The organism is Pseudomonas sp. SDO524_S393 (assembly GCF_054071875.1).
Genome location: NZ_JBSVVZ010000030.1, coordinates 1 through 18,022, shown reverse-complemented (window position 1 = coordinate 18,022; position 18,022 = coordinate 1). Strand labels below are relative to the sequence as shown.

Genomic DNA, 18,022 nt, shown 5'->3' with positions numbered 1-18,022 from the left:
TTCCAGTAGAATGCCGCGGACTCCATATCCACGGGCGCATCTTGAATGTCGACGATAGCAGACAACATTGGCCGGGTTAGCCAGCGCATCCGCGCCGCAGCCGATGCCGTGCAACGTGACGCAAGCAGCGTCCACCTGCTGGCCGTGAGCAAGACCAAACCCGCACAAGCCGTGCGCGAAGCCCACGCTGCCGGGATGCGCGACTTCGGCGAGAACTACCTGCAGGAAGCCTTGGGCAAACAGGCCGAATTGACCGACCTGCCCTTGAGTTGGCACTTCATCGGCCCCATTCAATCGAACAAGACGCGCGCTATCGCCGAGAACTTCGCCTGGGTGCATTCCGTGGACCGCCTCAAAATCGCACAACGCCTGTCCGAGCAACGCCCGGCCGACCTGCCGCCGCTGAATATCTGCATCCAGGTCAACGTCAGTGGCGAAGCCAGCAAGTCCGGCTGTACGCCCGCCGACCTGCCGGCCCTGGCCCACGCCATCAGCGCATTGCCGCGCCTGAAGCTGCGTGGCCTGATGGCAATCCCCGAGCCGACGGAAGATCGCGCCGCGCAAGATGCAGCGTTCGCCACGGTGCGTGAGCTGCAAACCCGTTTGAACCTGCCGCTGGACACACTTTCCATGGGCATGAGCCATGACCTCGAGTCGGCCATCGCCCAAGGCGCCACCTGGGTGCGGATCGGTACCGCCCTGTTTGGCGCCCGCGACTACGGCCAGCCTTGAAATGGCTGACTTCCCTCTGAGTAAGGACCTGTCATGAGCAACACGCGTATTGCCTTTATCGGCGCCGGTAACATGGCGGCCAGTCTGATCGGCGGCCTGCGGGCCAAGGGCCTGGACGCCGCGCAGATTCGCGCCAGCGATCCGGGCGCCGACACCCGTGCCCGGGTCAGCGCCGAACACGGTATCGAAACCTTTGCCGACAACGCCGAGGCCATCCAGGGCGTCGATGTGATCGTGCTGGCGGTCAAGCCGCAAGCGATGAAAGCCGTGTGTGAAAGCCTGCGCCCGAGCCTGCAGCCCCACCAGTTGGTGGTGTCGATCGCCGCGGGTATCACCTGCGCCAGCATGAACAACTGGCTCGGCGCCCAGCCGATCGTGCGCTGTATGCCCAACACCCCGTCGCTGCTGCGCAAGGGTGTGAGCGGCCTGTACGCCACCGGCGAAGTCAGCGCCGCCCAACGTGACCAGGCACAGGAACTGCTGTCCGCCGTGGGCATCGCCCTGTGGCTGGAGCAGGAGTCGCAACTGGACGCGGTCACGGCGGTGTCCGGCAGCGGCCCGGCGTATTTCTTCCTGCTGATCGAGGCCATGACCGCTGCGGGCGTGAAACTCGGCCTCACGCAGGACGTGGCCAAGCAACTGGCCGAGCAGACCGCCCTGGGCGCTGCGCACATGGCCGTGTCCAGCGACGTGGATGCCGCCGAACTGCGCCGCCGCGTCACCTCGCCGGGTGGCACCACGCAAGCGGCGATCGAATCGTTCCAGGCCGGGGGCTTCGAAGCCCTGGTGGAAAAAGCATTGGGTGCTGCGGCACATCGTTCGGCGGAAATGGCCGAGCAACTGGGCCGGTAATCGCCCTCTACCTGCAACTGGATTAGATAGGAACCAAAGATGCTCGGAATCAATGACGCTGCCGTCTTTATCATCCAGACCCTCGGCAGCCTGTACCTGCTGATCGTGCTGATGCGTTTTATCCTGCAACTGGTGCGGGCAAACTTCTATAACCCGCTGTGCCAGTTCGTGGTCAAGGCCACCCAGCCGCTGCTCAAGCCACTGCGCCGGGTGATCCCGAGCCTGTTCGGCCTGGACATGTCCTCGCTGGTGCTGGCGCTGCTGCTGCAGATCCTGCTGTTTGCGGTGATCCTGCTGCTCAATGGCTACCAGGCCAACACCGTGCTGCTGTTGCCGTGGGGACTGATCGGGATCTTCTCGCTGTTTCTGAAGATCATTTTCTGGTCGATGATCATCAGCGTGATCCTGTCGTGGGTCGCCCCGGGCAGCCGCAGCCCTGGCGCCGAGCTGGTGTATCAGATTACCGAGCCGGTGCTGGCACCGTTCCGCCGCCTGATCCCCAACCTGGGTGGCCTGGATATCTCGCCGATCTTCGCGTTCATCGCGATCCAGCTGCTGCAAAGCTGGGTGATTCCGCGCCTGGCCTACTACGCGTTCATGCCCAAGGAACTGTTCGGGCTGATCTGACACGCCTCCTGTGGGAACTGGCTGGTGTGGGAGCTGGCTTGTCGGATCGCCGCACCGCTGCGATAGCATCACCGCGGTGCAACTGAAACATCGCGGTGCCTGTATCGCAGGCAAGCCAGCTCCCACACAGCCCGCTCCCACATTTTGTATCTGTGTACTGGTGCAGGCCTTTGCTTGCCGCTGGCGGCCCCGCTCTTTAGACTTACGCCTCATTTAAACGAGAGCAGGGTCGATGCCAGCTGCCTTCCCCCCCGATTCTGTTGGACTGGTCGCGCCCCAAGTGGCGCACTTCAGCGAACCCCTGGCCCTGGCTTGCGGACGTTCGCTGGCTGCCTATGACCTGATTTATGAAACCTACGGCCAACTGAACGCCACGGCGAGCAATGCCGTGCTGATCTGCCACGCGCTGTCTGGCCATCATCACGCCGCCGGTTTCCACAACGTCGACGAGCGCAAGCCCGGTTGGTGGGACAGCTGCATCGGCCCCGGCAAACCCATCGACACCAACAAGTTCTTCGTGGTCAGCCTGAACAACCTCGGCGGCTGCAACGGCTCCACCGGCCCCAGCAGCCTCAACCCGGAAACCGGCAAGCCGTTCGGCGCCGACTTCCCGGTACTCACCGTGGAGGACTGGGTACACAGCCAGGCACGCCTGGCCGACCTGCTGGGTGTCAGCCAATGGGCGGCGGTGATCGGCGGCAGCCTGGGCGGCATGCAGGCGCTGCAATGGACCATCACCTACCCGGACCGCGTGCGTCATTGCCTGGCAATCGCGTCGGCACCCAAGTTGTCGGCACAGAACATCGCCTTCAACGAAGTCGCGCGCCAGGCCATCCTCACCGACCCCGAGTTCCACGGCGGTTCGTTCCAGGAGGCGGGCGTGATCCCCAAGCGCGGCCTGATGCTGGCGCGGATGGTCGGGCACATCACCTATTTGTCCGATGATTCCATGGGCGAAAAATTCGGCCGTGGCCTCAAGAGCGAAAAGCTCAACTACGACTTCCACAGCGTCGAATTCCAGGTAGAAAGCTACCTGCGTTATCAGGGCGAGGAGTTCTCGGGGCGTTTCGACGCCAATACCTACCTGCTGATGACCAAGGCTTTGGACTACTTCGACCCGGCCGCCAACCACGACGACGACCTGGCGAAAACCTTCGAGGTCGCCACTGCCAAGTTCTGCGTGATGTCGTTCACCACCGACTGGCGCTTCTCGCCCGCGCGCTCCCGCGAGCTGGTGGACGCGCTGATGGCCGCGCGCAAAGACGTCTGCTACCTGGAGATCGATGCCCCACAAGGCCATGACGCCTTCCTGATTCCGATCCCGCGCTACTTGCAGGCGTTCGGTAACTACATGAACCGGATTACTGTGTGAGAACGCCATGAGAGCCGACCTGGAAATCATCCAAGACTGGATCCCCGCCGGTAGCCGTGTACTTGACCTTGGCTGTGGCGATGGCGAACTGCTGAGCTGGCTGCGCGACAACAAGCAAGTCACCGGTTACGGCCTGGAAAACGACGCGGACAACATCGCCCAGTGCGTGGCCAAGGGCATCAACGTGATCGAGCAGGACCTGGACAAGGGCCTGGGCAACTTTGCCAGCAACAGCTTCGATGTCGTGGTGATGACCCAGGCCCTGCAAGCGGTGCACTACCCGGACCGGATCCTCGACGAAATGCTGCGCGTGGGCCGTCAGTGCATCATCACCTTCCCCAACTTCGGCCACTGGCGCTGCCGCTGGTACCTGGCCACCAAGGGCCGCATGCCGGTGTCGGATTTCCTGCCGTACACCTGGTACAACACGCCGAACATCCACTTCTGCACCTTCGAAGACTTCGAAGCCCTGTGCGGCGAACGTGAAGCCAAGGTCATCAACCGCCTGGCCGTCGACCAGCAGCATCGTCACGGCTGGGCGAGTAAGCTATGGCCCAACCTGTTGGGCGAAATCGGTATTTACCGGGTCAGCAGTCCTGGCCTGACCGACCACAAGATTGCCGTCTAATCATCTTCAAGAGGGACGCTCATGAGTCGTTTGGCTGCTTTTCTATTCACCGCCCTGCTTGGCGCCCACGCCATGGCCGCCGACGTTATCGACCCTAACCGCACCAAGGAATTCGGCGATATCACCGTGCGCTACAACACATTCACCTCCAGTTACCTGCAACCGGAAACCGCCCAGGCCGTGGGCGTGGTGCGCAGCAAGAACAAGGGCCTGATCAACGTCTCCGTGTACAAGGGCGTCACGCCCGTGGTGGCGCAGGTGACCGGCACCATCAAGGACTCGCTGGGCAAAAGTGAAGTGCTGACGTTCAAGCAGATCACCGAAAAAGGCGTGACCAACTACCTCGCGCCCTACTCCGTGCCGCAGCAGGAGTTCAAGACGTTCACCATCAACGTTGAAACCGGTGGCAAGGCCCACGGTTTCAGTTTCGTCCAAGAACTTTTCCCGGCCGACAAATGAACCTGACCCAACTCGTACTGGCCAGCCATAACGCCGGCAAGCTCAAAGAACTGCAAGCCATGCTCGGCGAGTCCGTGCAACTGCGCTCCATTGGCGAATTCAGCCAGGTGGAACCGGAAGAAACCGGCCTGTCGTTCGTCGAAAACGCCATCCTCAAGGCACGTAATGCCGCGCGCATTTCCGGCTTGCCGGCGCTGGCGGACGACTCGGGCCTGGCGGTGGATTTCCTCGGCGGCGCCCCGGGCATCTACTCCGCACGTTATGCCAACGGCCAGGGCGACGCCGCCAACAACGCCAAGCTGCTCGACGCCCTCAAGGACGTGCCGGACGCCGAGCGCGGCGCGCAGTTCGTCTGCGTGCTGGCTCTGGTGCGTCATGCCGACGACCCGCTGCCGATCCTCTGCGAAGGCTTGTGGCATGGGCGCATCCTGCATGCCGCCAGTGGCGAGCACGGGTTTGGCTACGATCCGCTGTTCTGGGTGCCGGAGCGCAATGTCTCCAGCGCCGAACTGAGCCCGGCGGACAAGAACCAGATCAGCCACCGCGCTCGCGCCATGGTTTTGCTGCGCCAGCGTCTGGGCTTGAAATGACCCAGAACACCTCTGCGCAGCCACTGATCCACGGTGGCGCGCAAACACCCCGGGCGGCCCTGCCTGTGCTGCCGCCTCTGGCGCTGTATATCCACATTCCGTGGTGCGTGCGCAAATGCCCTTACTGCGACTTCAACTCCCACACCGCCAGCCAGGTGCTGCCGGAAGAGGAGTATGTGGACGCGCTGCTCGCCGACCTCGATCAGGACCTGCACGCGGTTTACGGTCGTGAGCTGAGTTCGATCTTCTTTGGCGGCGGTACGCCGAGCCTGTTCAGCGCTGCTGCGCTGGGCCGCCTGCTCGCGGGCGTGGAAGCGCGCATCCCGTTTGCCGGTGATATCGAGATCACCCTGGAAGCCAACCCCGGGACGTTCGAGCAAGAAAAGTTCGTGGCTTATCGCAAGCTGGGCGTCAATCGCCTGTCTATCGGCATCCAGAGTTTCCAGCAGGAAAAACTCCAGGCCCTGGGCCGCATCCACAACGGCGACGAAGCGGTGCGCGCTGCCGGCATGGCGCGCCAGGCCGGGTTCGACAACTTCAACCTGGACCTGATGCATGGCCTGCCGGATCAGTCCCTGGACGATGCATTGAGCGACCTGCGCCAGGCGATTGCGCTCAAACCGACGCACCTGTCCTGGTACCAGCTGACCCTGGAGCCCAACACCGTGTTCTGGAACCAGCCCCCTGCGCTGCCGGAAGACGACACCCTATGGGACATCCAGGAAGCCGGGCAGGCGCTGCTCGCCGAACACGGTTACGCGCAGTATGAAGTGTCGGCCTACGCCCAACCGGGCCGCCCGGCACGGCATAACCTGAATTACTGGAGCTTTGGCGACTTCATCGGCATCGGTGCCGGCGCCCATGGCAAGCTCAGCCACCCCGACGGGCGCATCGTGCGCACCTGGAAGACGCGAGCGCCGAAGGACTACCTCAACCCGGCCAAGAGCTTTCAGGCTGGAGCGAAAGAACTGACCAACGAAGAGCTGCCATTCGAGTTCCTGATGAACGCCTTGCGGCTCACCGAGGGCGTCGATGCCCAGCTGTACACCGAGCGCACCGGGCTGGACCTGGCGAGCCTGGACGAAGGTCGTCGCGACGCCGAACAAAGTGGCTTGATGCAGGTCGAACCGTCACGCCTGGCGGCGACCGACCGCGGGCAACTCTTTCTCAATGATCTGTTGCAGAATTTTTTGAGCTGACGCTCTTAAGGAAATCGAATGGATTTGGTACTCGACCTGCTCGCCACCGTCTCTCGCTGGAGTCGCAGCAACCTGTCGGAAATCTCCCTGGCCCTTGTCGGCTGTCTGCTGGTGCTGTTCGGCGCCGACATCAAGGGCTGGGTGGAAGCGCGCCTGGGCAGCATCGCCGGCGCACTGCGTGTGCCATTGATGGCGCTGGTGTGCATGATCGGCAGCGGTGCGGCGCTGATCTACGCCACGCCGTGGATTGTGCGCGGTTTGAGCCAGTTCAATAACTACAGTTTGGCGCCGGTGTTGGTGGTGGTATTGGTACTGATTGGCGTAGTAGCAGACCGCCGCTGACTTAAGGCCCTACACAACACAACTGTGGGAGCTGGCTTGCTGTGGTGAGCGGGCTTGTCCCGCGCTGGGCTGCGCAGCGGCCCCAATAAGACCACCGCGCAGTATCAGATAAACCGAGGTGGCGGGCTCGGGGCGGCTTCGCCACCCAGCGCGGGACAAGCCCGCTCACCACAAAAGCAGCACATTTTTTGACCGCATTCCAGGCCGATAGCCTGTCAGTCAATTTTTTCGAACTTCAAATCCCACACCCCATGCCCCAACCGCTCGCCGCGACGTTCGAACTTGGTGATCGGCCGTTCGGCAGGGCGCGGCACGCACTTACCGTCTTCGGCAAGGTTGCGGTAGCCAGGGGCGACGTTCATCACTTCCAGCATGTATTCCGCGTAAGGCTCCCAGTCGGTAGCCATGTGCAGGATACCGCCGACTTTCAACTTGCTGCGCACCAGTTCCGCGAAAGACGCCTGGACGATGCGGCGCTTGTGGTGACGGGCTTTGTGCCAAGGGTCGGGGAAGAACAGCATCAGGCGGTCGAGGCTGTTGTCGGCGATGCAGCGGTTGAGCACTTCGATCGCATCGCAGTCGTAAACCCGCAGGTTGGTCAGGTTCTGGGTCAGCACGCCATTGAGCAGCGCGCCGACACCTGGACGGTGCACCTCAACGCCAATGAAATCCTGCTCCGGCGCAGCGGCGGCCATTTCCAGCAAGGAGTGCCCCATGCCAAAGCCGATTTCCAGGGAGCGCGGGGCCGAGCGGCCAAACACCTGGTCGTAGTCCACCGGCGTGTCGGCCAGGGGCAGCACGAACAGCGGCGCACCTTGTTCCAGGCCCTTTTGCTGGCCCTCGGTCATGCGACCGGCGCGCATCACAAAACTCTTGATACGGCGGTGCTTGGACTCGTCGCCTGCTTCCAGGGGGTTCGGCGTTTCGTTTGATTCAGTCATCAATGGCTCTTACTTGATCAGACCATCCAGCGGCGAAGAGGCGCTGGCGTAGAGTTTTTTCGGCATGCGCCCGGCGAGGTAGGCCAAGCGGCCCGCAACGATGGCGTGTTTCATGGCTTCGGCCATCATGACCGGTTGCTGGGCATGGGCGATGGCCGAGTTCATCAGCACGGCATCACAGCCCAGCTCCATGGAGATAGTGGCATCGGAAGCCGTGCCCACACCTGCATCCACCAGCACCGGGATCTTCGCTTCTTCGAGGATGATCTGCAGGTTGTACGGGTTGCAGATGCCCAGACCGGAACCGATCAGACCGGCCAGCGGCATCACCGCGATGCAGCCGATTTCGGCCAGTTGGCGCGCGATGATCGGGTCATCGCTGGTGTAGACCATCACGTCGAAGCCTTCCTTGACCAGGATTTCGGCGGCCTTGAGGGTTTCGATCACGTTGGGGAACAGGGTTTTCTGGTCGGCCAGTACTTCCAGCTTCACCAGGTTGTGGCCATCGAGCAGCTCACGGGCCAGGCGGCAGGTGCGCACGGCCTCGATGGCGTCGTAGCAACCGGCGGTGTTCGGCAGGAAGGTGTAGCGGTCCGGCGACAGCACGTCGAGCAGGTTCGGCTCGCCTTCGATCTGGCCGAGGTTGGTGCGGCGCACCGCGAAGGTAACGATCTCGGCGCCCGAGGCCTCGATAGCCTGGCGGGTTTCTTCCATGTCGCGGTACTTGCCGGTGCCGACCAGCAAGCGGGACTGGTAGGTACGACCGGCCAGGACGAAGGGCTTGTCGCTACGAACGATGCTCATGGGAAATCCTCGAGTTGGAGTGAGGTTCTGCAGAATCCGGGTGGGCGACTAGCCGCCGCCGATGGCGTGGACCACCTCGACCTGATCACCGTCGGTGAGCGTGGTCTCGGCGTGCTGGCTACGCGGGACGATATCCAGGTTGAGTTCCACTGCGACACGGCGTCCGGTCAGGTCCAGACGGGTCAGCAGGGCCGCAACGGTTTCACCGTCGGGCAGTTCAAGGGATTCGCCGTTCAACTGAATGCGCATGCCGCGGGCCGCCATCGTTTTTAGGGGCCCGCATTCTAGCGCGATTGGGACCTGAAGGTCAGCTCCAAGCGTCAAGCGGTCAGCTGCAAGCGCCAGGCTGCGAGGCCCAGGAAGAACCATCCAAGCAGGAACGCCAGCCCGCCAAACGGCGTGATGATCCCGAGTTTGCTGATCCCGGTCAGGGTCAGCACATACAGGCTGCCGGAGAACAATAGAATGCCGACGGTAAACGAGATGCCTGCCCAGCTGACCAATCGGCCAGGAATATGCGCCGCCAGCAACGCGACGCCGAACAGTGCCAGGGTGTGCACCAGTTGATAAGTGACGCCGGTGTGGAAGATCGCCAGGTACTCGGCGCTCAGGCGGTTTTTCAGGCCGTGGGCGGCGAAGGCGCCAAGGGCGACACCGGTAAAGCCGAAAAAGGCAGCCAACATCAGAAAGCCACGCAACATGAGGAACTCCAGTCAGACGCAAGGGGCCGGGTCTGTATAATGGCCCGCTCAACGGGTTCGGCCAAGCCATCTCTATGCTGCGTCTCCTCTTCAAGCGTTTTCTCAAGGTCGTGAAATGGTTTGCCATCGGCAGCGTGTTGCTGGTGCTGCTGTTGCGCGTGGTTCCGCCGCCGTTTACCGCGCTGATGGTGGAGCGCAAAGTGGAATCCTGGATCGACGGCGAGCCCATCGACCTGCAACGTACCTGGGTGCCGTGGGATGAAATCTCCGATGAGCTCAAGGTGGCGGTGATGGCCGGCGAGGACCAGCGCTTCCCGCAACATTGGGGTTTTGACTTCGGCGCGATCCAGGCGGCGATCCTGCACAACGAGCGCGGCGGCTCGATTCGCGGCGCCAGCACGTTAAGCCAGCAGGTGTCGAAGAACCTGTTCCTGTGGGCCGGGCGCAGTTATCTGCGTAAAGGGCTGGAAGCTTGGTTCACCGGGTTGATCGAGGTCTTGTGGCCCAAACAGCGAATTCTTGAGGTGTACCTCAACAGCGTGGAATGGGACGAAGGGGTGTTTGGCGCAGAAGCGGCGGCACGGCATCACTTTGGGGTGAGTGCCAAGGCGCTTTCGCGGCAGCAGGCCAGTTATCTGGCGGCGGTGTTGCCGAACCCTCGGGTGTGGAGTGCCAGCCATCCCACCGCCTATGTCTCGCGTAGAGCGGCGTGGATTCGCCAGCAGATGAGTCAGTTGGGTGGGGATGGGTATCTGGTGGAGTTGAACAATTCGCGCAAAGCGCCTTGGGCCGACTGACGCACCCTCCCCTGCGGGAGCTGGCTTGCCTGCGATAGCGGTCCATCAGCTTGCCCATCAGTTGGCTGACAGGGCCCCATCGCAGGCAAGCCAGTTCCCACAGAGGCCGCATTGACTCCGAAGATAAACAAAAATGCCCCACTCTTTCGAATGGGGCATTTTTTTGTCTTATCGCAGCAGTTTAGGCAGCAATCGACAACTTCAGCTTATTCATCGCGCTCTTCTCAAGCTGACGAATCCGCTCGGCCGACACGTTGTACTTCTGCGCCAGGTCGTGCAGCGTGGCTTTTTCTTCTGCCAGCCAACGCTGGTAGAGGATGTCACGGCTGCGGTCGTCCAGCACTTCCAGCGCTTCGTGCAGGTTGTGGTTGGAGTTGTCGCTCCAGTCCGCATCCTCCAGTTGACGCGCCGGATCGTACCGGTGGTCTTCCAGGTAATTGGCCGGCGACTGGAAGGCGCTGTCGTCGTCCGCTTCAGCGGCCGGGTCGAAGGCCATGTCATGACCGGTCAGGCGACTTTCCATCTCGCGAACTTCACGGGGCTCCACGCCGAGGCTTTCGGCCACACGGTGGACTTCCTCGTTGTTCAGCCACGCCAGACGTTTCTTCTGGCTGCGCAGGTTGAAGAACAGCTTGCGCTGGGCCTTGGTGGTCGCCACTTTCACGATGCGCCAGTTGCGCAGGATGAATTCGTGGATTTCCGCCTTGATCCAGTGCACGGCGAACGACACCAGGCGCACACCCATTTCCGGGTTGAAGCGCTTCACGGCCTTCATCAAGCCGACGTTGCCTTCCTGGATCAGGTCAGCCTGGGCCAGGCCGTAGCCGCTGTAGCTACGGGCGATATGTACGACAAAACGCAGGTGGGCGAGCACCATCTGCCGAGCCGCCCCCAAATCCTGCTCATAGTAGAGACTCTCGGCCAGTTCACGCTCCTGCTCGGGCGTCAGCAATGGAATGCTGTTGACCGTGTGCACATAGGCTTCCAGGTTCGCACCCGGAACCAGCGCATAAGCAGGTTGCAAAGAAGTGGTCATACGAAAAAACCTCCGACTCACATAACTCGTGCAGTGAAGCACTGCGAAAATTGACCGGGAACCGTAGGACAAGTTCCCTATACAGCCGATACGGTCAATACAAACGAAACCACATTAATCTGACATTAACTACTTGGGCGCCAGCTCGCGTAAATGCCGTGCGACCGCAATCCAAGCACCGATATACCCCAACAGCACCGCGCCAAGCAAGAGACTCAGACCATCGGCTACCGGCACGCCGGCCAGGGCAAAATCGCTGCCGTACAAGCCGGCCAGCCCGATTACCGCGTCATTCAGCCAGTTAAGGCCAAATGCCAGTACGCCCCAGGAGAAAATCCCGGCACCGAAGCCATAAAGCGCGCCCATATAAAGAAAGGGACGACGCACATAGCTGTCTGTGCCGCCGACCAGTTTAATCACTTCTATCTCGGTGCGACGGTTTTCGATATGAAGACGAATGGTATTGCCTATCACCAAAAGTAATGCAGAAACCAACAGCACTGTCAGGCCGAATACAAAGCGGTCACCCAGCTTGAGAATCGCCGCCAGGCGCTCGACCCACACCAGGTCCAACTGGGCCTGTTGCACCTTGGGCATTTCCGCGAGTTTCTGGCGCAAGGCTTCCAGCGCAGGCTTGTCGACTTCATTCGGCGTGACCAGCACCACCCCCGGCAACGGGTTCTGCGGCAGCTCTTTAAGCGCCTCACCGAGGCCGGACTGTTGCTGGAACTCCTCAAGGGCCTGGTCGCGACTGATGTACTCGGCATCCGCCACGCCTGGCAAGTTCTTGATGTCGTCGCGCAGGGACTCGCCGTCCTTGGCGCTGGCATCGATATTCAAGTACAGCGATATCTGCGCCGCACGCTGCCAGGAGCCTCCCAGGCGCTCCACATTATTGAGCAGCAGCGACAACCCCATCGGCAGGCTCAAGGCCACGGCCATCACCAGGCAGGTGAAAAAGCTGCCGATCGGCTGCTTGCCCAGGCGCCGCAGGCTGTCCAGCAGGCTGGCGCGATGGCTCTCGATCCAGGCGCGCAGCAGGGTGCCGAAGTCCGGGCCGTCATCATCGTGGTCGTGTTTTTTCTTCGACGGTTGCGGGTCGGCCGGTTTCGGCGCCACGCGCTCGGAGACTTTAGGGCTGCGGGTAGCACTCATACGCCTGCCTCCCCGTCGCCGATCAGGCGGCCGCGTTGCAGGGTCAGCATGCGGTGGCGCATGCGGGCGATCAGCGCCAGGTCGTGACTGGCGATCAATACGCTGGTGCCCAGGCGGTTGATGTCCTCGAACACCCCCATGATTTCAGCGGCCAGACGCGGGTCGAGGTTACCGGTGGGTTCGTCCGCCAGCAGCAAGGCCGGGCGATGGACGATGGCGCGGGCGATACCGACGCGCTGTTGCTGCCCGGTGGAAAGGTCGCCCGGGTACAGGTCGGTCTTGTCCGACAGCGCGACGCGCTCCAGCGCCGAATCCACGCGCTTGACGATTTCGGCCTTGGACAACCCGAGGATCTGCAACGGCAGGGCTACGTTGTTGAACACGGTACGGTCGAACAGCAACTGATGGTTCTGGAACACCACGCCGATCTGGCGGCGCAGGAACGGAATCTGCGCATTGCTGATGGTCGCCAGGTCCTGGCCCGCCAGCAGCAGCTTGCCGGTGGTCGGGCGCTCCATGGCCAGCAACAGGCGCAACAAGGTACTTTTGCCGGCGCCGGAGTGGCCGGTGACAAACAGGAACTCGCCACGACGCACCCGAAAGCTCAGCTCATGCAAGCCCACATGCCCGTTGGCATAGCGTTTACCGACCTGTTCGAATCGAATCATGAACGCTCCCGCTCGGCAAACAGTGCCTGTACAAAGGGTTCGGCTTCAAAAGTGCGCAGGTCGTCGATGCCTTCACCGACACCGATGTAACGAATCGGCAACCCGAACTGTTTGGCCAGGGCGAAAATCACGCCGCCCTTGGCCGTGCCGTCGAGCTTAGTCAATGCCAGACCGGTCAGCTGGACGGTCTGGTTGAATTGTTTGGCCTGACTGATGGCGTTCTGACCCGTGCCAGCATCCAGCACCAACAACACCTCGTGCGGTGCGTCTGCGTCCAGCTTGCCGATCACACGGCGCACTTTCTTCAGCTCTTCCATCAAATTGTCTTTGGTGTGCAGTCGACCGGCGGTATCGGCGATCAGCACATCGATGTTGCGCGCCTTGGCGGCCTGCACGGCGTCGAAGATCACCGAAGCGGAATCGGCGCCGGTGTGCTGGGCGATGACCGGGATCTTGTTGCGCTCGCCCCAGACTTGCAGCTGTTCCACGGCGGCGGCACGGAACGTATCGCCGGCGGCCAGCATGACTTTCTTGCCTTCGGACTGCAGTTTCTTGGCCAGTTTGCCGATAGTCGTGGTCTTGCCCGCGCCGTTGACGCCCACCACCAGGATCACGAACGGCTTGTTCGGGGTGACGACCAGCGGCGCCTCCACCGGCTTGAGCATGGCGGCCAACTCGGCCTGCAGGGATTTGTACAACGCGTCTGCGTCGGTGAGCTGCTTGCGAGCGACCTTCTGGGTCAGGCTCTGGATGATCACGGCGGTGGCTTCGACGCCCACGTCGGCGGTGAGCAGACGGGTCTCGATGTCTTCCAGCAGTTCGTCATCAATGACCTTCTTGCCCAGGAACAGGCTGGCCATGCCCTCGCCGATGCTGGCGCTGGTCTTGCTCAGGCCTTGCTTGAGACGGGCGAAGAAGCCGGTCTTGGCGGTTTCGGCAGGCGCTGGAGCAGCCACGGCAACCGGTTCAGGCGCGATGACCGCCGGCACGGCGACCGGCTCGACCCGCGCCGGAATAGGCGGCGGCACATGCTCGGCCTGCACGTCTTCAACCAATGCCACGGGCTCTTCGGCCACCGGCAGCTCCGGCCACGGCTTGTGCTCAGGTTCCGGCTCAGGGGCAACCTCGACGACGGGCTGCAACACCGGTTCGACCATGGGCAAGACCACCGGAGCCGGGGTTTCAACCACCGGTTCGGCTTCTACGATGGGCTCTGCTGCGTGTTCGATAGGGAGCTCAGGTTGAACCTGGGGCTGTTCGTCGACGGTTTCCTGCGGCTTTTTGCGCAGCCATCCGAACAGGCCTTTCTTCTCGCCAGCCGCGGCTGGGGTCTTCTTGTCGTCGTTGGAACCAAACATGGAGACGGCTATCTCAAGGTAGCGACGCGCCAAGGGGCGCGCCGGTAAATAAAATTCGATGCGTAACAGACTGTTTTTTAGCCAGCTCGTTCATGCGCAACATTTTGTAAGGCCTAAATAGAGCCTTAACAGGGCAGCCGCAGTGGCTGTCACTCAGTCGGATCAGTATCCTAGCACCTCCTCGCCCGCCGACGCTAAGACCAAGCGGGCAGCCCAACAGGTTTAAAAACGAATGAATGCTCTAGCCCGCCGCGCCGCAGGCCTGCTGCTCAGCACAGTTTGTCTGCCCCTTTCAGCCCTGGCTGCCGATCCACAACCCACCCATGAATTCACCCTGGATAACGGACTCAAGGTGGTGGTGCGCGAAGACCATCGCGCGCCGGTGGTGGTTTCCCAGGTCTGGTACAAGGTCGGTTCGAGCTACGAAACCCCGGGCCAGACCGGTTTGTCCCACGCCCTGGAACATATGATGTTCAAAGGCAGCGCCAAGGTCGGCCCTGGCGAAGCCTCGCTGATCCTGCGTGACCTGGGCGCCGAAGAAAACGCCTTCACCAGCGACGACTACACCGCCTACTACCAGGTACTGGCCCGCGACCGCCTGGGCGTGGCCTTTGAACTGGAAGCCGACCGCATGGCCAGCCTGCGCCTGCCGGCCGACGAGTTCAGCCGCGAGATCGAGGTGATCAAGGAAGAGCGTCGCCTGCGCACCGACGACAACCCGATGTCCAAGGCCTATGAGCGCTTCAAGGCCATGGCCTACCCCGCCAGCGGCTACCACACGCCGACCATCGGCTGGATGGCTGACCTCGAGCGCATGAAAGTCGAGGAACTGCGCCACTGGTACCAGTCCTGGTACGTGCCGAACAATGCCACCCTGGTGGTGGTCGGCGATGTGACCCCGGACGAGGTGAAAACTCTCGCCCAGCGCTACTTCGGCGCGATTCCCAAGCGCGACGTGCCGCCGGCCAAGGTGCCGATGGAGCTGGCCGAGCCGGGCGAACGCCTGCTGACGATGCATGTACAGACCCAATTGCCGAGCGTGATCCTGGGCTTCAACGTGCCGGGCCTGGCCACCGCCGCCGACAAGCGTTCGGTCCAGGCCCTGCGCCTGATTTCGGCCTTGCTGGATGGCGGCTACAGCGCGCGCATCTCGGAACAACTGGAGCGTGGCGAAGAGTTGGTATCTGCCGCGTCCACCAGCTACGACGCCTACACCCGGGGTGACAGCCTGTTCACCCTCACGGCCACGCCGAACCAGCAAAAGAAAAAGACCGTCGCCCAAGCCGAAGCCGGCCTGTGGCGCTTGCTGGAAGACCTGAAGACCACACCGCCAACCCCTGAAGAGCTGGAGCGCATCCGCGCCCAGGTCATCGCAGGCCTGGTCTACCAGCGCGACTCGATCACCAGCCAGGCCACGGCCATCGGCTCGCTGGAAACCGTCGGTCTGTCCTGGAAGCTGATGGACACCGAACTGGCCGACCTGCAAAGCGTGACCCCGCAGGATATCCAGCAAGCCGCACGCACCTATTTCACCCGCGAACGCCTCAGCGTCGCCCATGTCCTGCCTGAGGAGACCGCTCATGAGTGATCGCAAAAGCAGCCGCCTGATCCTGCCCGGCCTGATTGCCGTCACCCTGGCCGCGGCGAGTGCCGTGTATTTGCTGCGCCCGAGTGACTCCGTCGCCAGCCAGGCGCTGGACAAGGCTCAATCGGCCGACAAACTGCAATCCCTGGCCGAGCTGGACGGCAAGGCGCCGACCAATCGCAAGCTCGATGTACAGACCTGGACCACCGCCGAGGGCGCCAGGGTGCTGTTCGTCGAAGCCCATGAGCTGCCGATGTTCGACATGCGCATCCTGTTCGCCGCCGGCAGCAGCCAGGACGGTGACGTCCCGGGCCTGGCGCTGTTGACCAACGCCATGCTCAACGAAGGCGTGCCGGGCAAGGACGTGAGCCAGATCGCCGCCGGTTTCGAAGGCCTGGGCGCCGACTTTGGCAATGGCGCCTACCGCGACATGGCGCTGGTGTCGCTACGCAGCCTGAGCGACAGCGACAAGCGCGAAGCGGCGCTGACGCTGTTCGATCAGGTGATCGGCCAGCCGACCTTTCCTGCCGACTCCCTGGCGCGCATCAAGAACCAGCTGCTGGCCGGCTTTGAATACCAGAAGCAGAACCCCGGCAAACTGGCGAGCCTCGAGCTGTTCAAGCGCCTGTATGGCGACCACCCTTACGCCCACCCGAGCGAGGGCACGCCGCAGAGCGTTCCGGCGATCACCCTGGCGCAGTTGCAGGCCTTCCACGCCAAGGCTTACGCGGCAGGCAACGCAGTGATTGCAGTGGTCGGCGACCTGACCCGCGCCGAAGCCGAAGCCATGACGGCCAAGGTTTCCGCATCGCTGCCCAAGGGCCCGGCCCTGGCCCGGATCGCCCAGCCGACCGAACCCCGGGCCGGCCTTGGCCATATCGAGTTTCCCTCCAAGCAGACGCACCTGTTGTTCGCCCAACTGGGCATCGACCGCGCCGACCCGGATTACGCAGCCCTCTCCATGGGCAACCAGATCCTCGGCGGCGGTGGTTTCGGTACACGCCTGATGAGCGAGGTGCGTGAAAAGCGTGGCCTGACCTACGGCGTCTACTCGGGCTTTTCGCCGATGCAGGTGCGCGGCCCGTTCATGATCAACCTGCAGACCCGCGCCGAAATGAGCGGCGGCACCCTGCGCCTGGTGGAAGACGTGCTGGCCGAATACCTCAAGAACGGCCCGACGCAGAAGGAACTGGATGACGCCAAGCGCGAGCTGGCCGGCAGCTTCCCGCTGTCGACCGCCAGCAACGCCGATATCGTCGGACAGTTGGGCGCGATGGGTTTCTACAACTTGCCGCTGAACTATCTGGAAGATTTCATGAAACAATCCCAGGCCCTGACCGTGGAGCAGGTCAAGGCCGCGCTGAACAGACACCTGAGCGCCGACAAGATGGTCATCGTGACCGCCGGCCCGACGACTGCGCAAAAGCCACTGCCGCCCCCCACTGATAAACCCGCCGAGCAGCCGCTCGGGGTTCCGGAGCATTGATGGCCCGTTCATCCCACCCGAAAAAACCTGTCCACAACGTGCATAACGGGGTGGGCCAGCTGCGCATCATTGGCGGCGAATGGCGCAGCCGCAAGCTGAGCTTCCCCGACGTCGCGGGCCTGCGACCGACGCCGGACCGCGTGCGTGAAACCCTGTTCAACTGGCTCGCGCCCTACATCGAGGGCGCCAAGGTCCTGGACCCGTTCGCCGGCAGCGGCGCGTTGTTTCTCGAAGCCTTGTCCCGTGGCGCTGCCCTGGGCCAGGCGCTGGATGCCAGCAATGTGGCGGTGTCCAGCCTCAAGGAACACTTGGGCACCCTGCGCTGCACCAACGGCCAGGTGCAGACCGCCGATGCTCTGCGCTACCTGGAAACCCAACCTGCCAGCGCGTTCGACGTCGTCTTCCTCGACCCGCCGTTCAACCAGAACCTGCTGCCGAACGTGTGCACACTGCTGGAAGAACGCCAATGGCTGGCACCGGACGCGTGGATCTACACTGAAAGCGAGACAGCGCCGTCCACCCTCGGCCTGCCGGCCACCTGGCGCCTGCACCGCGAGCAAAAATCAGGGCAGGTGCATTACGCACTGTGGCAACGCAGCGCCATATGACGCCGTTGTAGTGAACCGGTCTTTGTAGTGAGCGGGCTTGTCCCGGTACAAACCGGAGACATCGTTTACATTTCTAACCGGG

21 protein-coding genes are annotated in these 18,022 nt (G+C 62.5%); 13 read left to right on the top strand and 8 right to left on the bottom strand.

Translation table 11 applies throughout. From position 1 onward, the window contains the following. The first annotated feature begins 45 nt into the window (after positions 1 to 45). The 9 genes from ACW9IB_RS15085 to ACW9IB_RS15045 all read left to right on the top strand — a co-directional run bounded on the left by ACW9IB_RS15085 (position 46) and on the right by ACW9IB_RS15045 (position 6,801). Positions 46 to 732, top strand: coding sequence for a YggS family pyridoxal phosphate-dependent enzyme (locus tag ACW9IB_RS15085; protein WP_457368036.1), 687 nt, complete (start codon positions 46 to 48; stop codon positions 730 to 732). Between the two features lie 33 nt (positions 733 to 765). Further along, positions 766 to 1,584 carry a pyrroline-5-carboxylate reductase gene (gene proC, locus ACW9IB_RS15080; RefSeq protein WP_457368035.1) on the top strand — a complete coding sequence of 273 codons (819 nt, stop codon included), beginning with the start codon at positions 766 to 768 and terminating at the stop codon, positions 1,582 to 1,584. A 39-nt stretch (positions 1,585 to 1,623) separates the two neighbouring features. Then, positions 1,624 to 2,211, top strand: a complete 588-nt coding sequence (locus tag ACW9IB_RS15075) for a YggT family protein (RefSeq protein WP_457368034.1) — start codon at positions 1,624 to 1,626, stop codon at positions 2,209 to 2,211. Positions 2,212 to 2,443: 232 nt separating this feature from the next. Continuing rightward, positions 2,444 to 3,583: a homoserine O-succinyltransferase MetX gene (gene metX, locus ACW9IB_RS15070; RefSeq protein WP_457414282.1), complete on the top strand. Its 1,140-nt coding sequence runs from the start codon at positions 2,444 to 2,446 to the stop codon at positions 3,581 to 3,583. A gap of 7 nt (positions 3,584 to 3,590) precedes the next feature. Further along, entirely contained in the window at positions 3,591 to 4,211 is a 621-nt protein-coding gene (gene metW, locus ACW9IB_RS15065; protein WP_457368032.1) for a methionine biosynthesis protein MetW, read from the top strand. Positions 4,212 to 4,232: 21 nt separating this feature from the next. Continuing rightward, the gene (locus ACW9IB_RS15060) at positions 4,233 to 4,670 is read left to right on the top strand and encodes a DUF4426 domain-containing protein (RefSeq protein WP_457368031.1); all 438 of its coding nucleotides are present in this window, start codon (positions 4,233 to 4,235) and stop codon (positions 4,668 to 4,670) included. Further along, a complete protein-coding gene (gene rdgB, locus ACW9IB_RS15055) occupies positions 4,667 to 5,260 on the top strand; it encodes an RdgB/HAM1 family non-canonical purine NTP pyrophosphatase (protein WP_457368030.1) in 594 nt (197 codons plus the stop codon). Before ACW9IB_RS15060 ends, rdgB begins: the two co-directional genes overlap by 4 nt. Next, on the top strand, positions 5,257 to 6,459 hold the full coding sequence (gene hemW / locus ACW9IB_RS15050; RefSeq protein WP_457414281.1) for a radical SAM family heme chaperone HemW: 1,203 nt from the start codon (positions 5,257 to 5,259) through the stop codon (positions 6,457 to 6,459). Before rdgB ends, hemW begins: the two co-directional genes overlap by 4 nt. Before the next feature lie 18 nt (positions 6,460 to 6,477). After that, the gene (locus ACW9IB_RS15045) at positions 6,478 to 6,801 is read left to right on the top strand and encodes a DUF3392 domain-containing protein (protein WP_016972961.1); all 324 of its coding nucleotides are present in this window, start codon (positions 6,478 to 6,480) and stop codon (positions 6,799 to 6,801) included. Positions 6,802 to 7,016: 215 nt separating this feature from the next. Here the strand turns inward: ACW9IB_RS15045 and trmB are convergent, their stop codons facing one another. The 4 genes from trmB to ACW9IB_RS15025 all read right to left on the bottom strand — a co-directional run bounded on the left by trmB (position 7,017) and on the right by ACW9IB_RS15025 (position 9,247). Then, on the bottom strand, positions 7,017 to 7,742 hold the full coding sequence (gene trmB, locus ACW9IB_RS15040; RefSeq protein WP_457368028.1) for a tRNA (guanosine(46)-N7)-methyltransferase TrmB: 726 nt from the start codon (positions 7,740 to 7,742) through the stop codon (positions 7,017 to 7,019). Positions 7,743 to 7,751: 9 nt separating this feature from the next. Next, on the bottom strand, positions 7,752 to 8,546 hold the full coding sequence (locus tag ACW9IB_RS15035; RefSeq protein ID WP_457414279.1) for a thiazole synthase: 795 nt from the start codon (positions 8,544 to 8,546) through the stop codon (positions 7,752 to 7,754). A gap of 48 nt (positions 8,547 to 8,594) precedes the next feature. Further along, positions 8,595 to 8,795 (bottom strand): sulfur carrier protein ThiS, encoded by a 201-nt coding sequence (gene thiS / locus ACW9IB_RS15030; RefSeq protein WP_457368026.1) that lies wholly within the window; start codon positions 8,793 to 8,795, stop codon positions 8,595 to 8,597. A gap of 71 nt (positions 8,796 to 8,866) precedes the next feature. After that, positions 8,867 to 9,247 carry a DUF423 domain-containing protein gene (locus ACW9IB_RS15025; protein WP_033897049.1) on the bottom strand — a complete coding sequence of 127 codons (381 nt, stop codon included), beginning with the start codon at positions 9,245 to 9,247 and terminating at the stop codon, positions 8,867 to 8,869. A gap of 74 nt (positions 9,248 to 9,321) precedes the next feature. Between ACW9IB_RS15025 and mtgA the strand changes: the two genes are divergently transcribed. Next, positions 9,322 to 10,044 (top strand): monofunctional biosynthetic peptidoglycan transglycosylase, encoded by a 723-nt coding sequence (gene mtgA, locus ACW9IB_RS15020; RefSeq protein WP_457414278.1) that lies wholly within the window; start codon positions 9,322 to 9,324, stop codon positions 10,042 to 10,044. Between the two features lie 181 nt (positions 10,045 to 10,225). On the opposite strand, the gene rpoH is transcribed toward mtgA, so the two are convergent. The 4 genes from rpoH to ftsY all read right to left on the bottom strand — a co-directional run bounded on the left by rpoH (position 10,226) and on the right by ftsY (position 14,261). Beyond that, entirely contained in the window at positions 10,226 to 11,080 is an 855-nt protein-coding gene (rpoH, locus tag ACW9IB_RS15015) for an RNA polymerase sigma factor RpoH (RefSeq protein ID WP_003176698.1), read from the bottom strand. A gap of 129 nt (positions 11,081 to 11,209) precedes the next feature. Next, complete coding sequence (gene ftsX, locus ACW9IB_RS15010; RefSeq protein ID WP_457368023.1) at positions 11,210 to 12,235, bottom strand: permease-like cell division protein FtsX; 1,026 nt, start codon at positions 12,233 to 12,235, stop codon at positions 11,210 to 11,212. Then, positions 12,232 to 12,903 (bottom strand): cell division ATP-binding protein FtsE, encoded by a 672-nt coding sequence (ftsE, locus tag ACW9IB_RS15005; RefSeq protein WP_003234627.1) that lies wholly within the window; start codon positions 12,901 to 12,903, stop codon positions 12,232 to 12,234. The genes ftsX and ftsE overlap by 4 nt, the downstream gene beginning before the upstream one ends. Continuing rightward, positions 12,900 to 14,261, bottom strand: coding sequence for a signal recognition particle-docking protein FtsY (gene ftsY, locus ACW9IB_RS15000; RefSeq protein WP_457414277.1), 1,362 nt, complete (start codon positions 14,259 to 14,261; stop codon positions 12,900 to 12,902). Before ftsY ends, ftsE begins: the two co-directional genes overlap by 4 nt. A gap of 232 nt (positions 14,262 to 14,493) precedes the next feature. On the opposite strand from ftsY, the gene ACW9IB_RS14995 reads away from it, so the two are divergent. From ACW9IB_RS14995 to rsmD, 3 genes are read left to right on the top strand one after another with little or no spacing between them, the layout of a single operon-like run. Then, positions 14,494 to 15,849 (top strand): M16 family metallopeptidase, encoded by a 1,356-nt coding sequence (locus tag ACW9IB_RS14995; RefSeq protein WP_457414275.1) that lies wholly within the window; start codon positions 14,494 to 14,496, stop codon positions 15,847 to 15,849. Next, the gene (locus ACW9IB_RS14990) at positions 15,842 to 17,332 is read left to right on the top strand and encodes a M16 family metallopeptidase (RefSeq protein WP_457414273.1); all 1,491 of its coding nucleotides are present in this window, start codon (positions 15,842 to 15,844) and stop codon (positions 17,330 to 17,332) included. Before ACW9IB_RS14995 ends, ACW9IB_RS14990 begins: the two co-directional genes overlap by 8 nt. Next, positions 17,332 to 17,940, top strand: a complete 609-nt coding sequence (rsmD, locus tag ACW9IB_RS14985; protein ID WP_457414272.1) for a 16S rRNA (guanine(966)-N(2))-methyltransferase RsmD — start codon at positions 17,332 to 17,334, stop codon at positions 17,938 to 17,940. Before ACW9IB_RS14990 ends, rsmD begins: the two co-directional genes overlap by 1 nt. Positions 17,941 to 18,022 lie beyond the last annotated feature (82 nt).

Excerpts from the sequence above, each read along its gene's own strand:
- rpoH (WP_003176698.1), bottom strand. The coding sequence starts at position 11,080 with ATGACCACTTCTTTGCAACCTGCTTATGCGCTGGTTCCGGGTGCGAAC.
- ftsE (WP_003234627.1), bottom strand. The coding sequence starts at position 12,903 with ATGATTCGATTCGAACAGGTCGGTAAACGCTATGCCAACGGGCATGTG.
- ACW9IB_RS15045 (WP_016972961.1), top strand. The coding sequence starts at position 6,478 with ATGGATTTGGTACTCGACCTGCTCGCCACCGTCTCTCGCTGGAGTCGC.
- ACW9IB_RS15025 (WP_033897049.1), bottom strand. The coding sequence starts at position 9,247 with ATGTTGCGTGGCTTTCTGATGTTGGCTGCCTTTTTCGGCTTTACCGGT.
- thiS (WP_457368026.1), bottom strand. The coding sequence starts at position 8,795 with ATGCGCATTCAGTTGAACGGCGAATCCCTTGAACTGCCCGACGGTGAA.
- ACW9IB_RS15035 (WP_457414279.1), bottom strand. The coding sequence starts at position 8,546 with ATGAGCATCGTTCGTAGCGACAAGCCCTTCGTCCTGGCCGGTCGTACC.
- ACW9IB_RS15085 (WP_457368036.1), top strand. The coding sequence starts at position 46 with ATGTCGACGATAGCAGACAACATTGGCCGGGTTAGCCAGCGCATCCGC.
- metX (WP_457414282.1), top strand. The coding sequence starts at position 2,444 with ATGCCAGCTGCCTTCCCCCCCGATTCTGTTGGACTGGTCGCGCCCCAA.
- hemW (WP_457414281.1), top strand. The coding sequence starts at position 5,257 with ATGACCCAGAACACCTCTGCGCAGCCACTGATCCACGGTGGCGCGCAA.
- rdgB (WP_457368030.1), top strand. The coding sequence starts at position 4,667 with ATGAACCTGACCCAACTCGTACTGGCCAGCCATAACGCCGGCAAGCTC.
- mtgA (WP_457414278.1), top strand. The coding sequence starts at position 9,322 with ATGCTGCGTCTCCTCTTCAAGCGTTTTCTCAAGGTCGTGAAATGGTTT.
- ftsX (WP_457368023.1), bottom strand. The coding sequence starts at position 12,235 with ATGAGTGCTACCCGCAGCCCTAAAGTCTCCGAGCGCGTGGCGCCGAAA.
- ACW9IB_RS14995 (WP_457414275.1), top strand. The coding sequence starts at position 14,494 with ATGAATGCTCTAGCCCGCCGCGCCGCAGGCCTGCTGCTCAGCACAGTT.
- ACW9IB_RS15060 (WP_457368031.1), top strand. The coding sequence starts at position 4,233 with ATGAGTCGTTTGGCTGCTTTTCTATTCACCGCCCTGCTTGGCGCCCAC.
- metW (WP_457368032.1), top strand. The coding sequence starts at position 3,591 with ATGAGAGCCGACCTGGAAATCATCCAAGACTGGATCCCCGCCGGTAGC.
- trmB (WP_457368028.1), bottom strand. The coding sequence starts at position 7,742 with ATGACTGAATCAAACGAAACGCCGAACCCCCTGGAAGCAGGCGACGAG.
- ACW9IB_RS14990 (WP_457414273.1), top strand. The coding sequence starts at position 15,842 with ATGAGTGATCGCAAAAGCAGCCGCCTGATCCTGCCCGGCCTGATTGCC.
- proC (WP_457368035.1), top strand. The coding sequence starts at position 766 with ATGAGCAACACGCGTATTGCCTTTATCGGCGCCGGTAACATGGCGGCC.
- rsmD (WP_457414272.1), top strand. The coding sequence starts at position 17,332 with ATGGCCCGTTCATCCCACCCGAAAAAACCTGTCCACAACGTGCATAAC.
- ftsY (WP_457414277.1), bottom strand. The coding sequence starts at position 14,261 with ATGTTTGGTTCCAACGACGACAAGAAGACCCCAGCCGCGGCTGGCGAG.
- ACW9IB_RS15075 (WP_457368034.1), top strand. The coding sequence starts at position 1,624 with ATGCTCGGAATCAATGACGCTGCCGTCTTTATCATCCAGACCCTCGGC.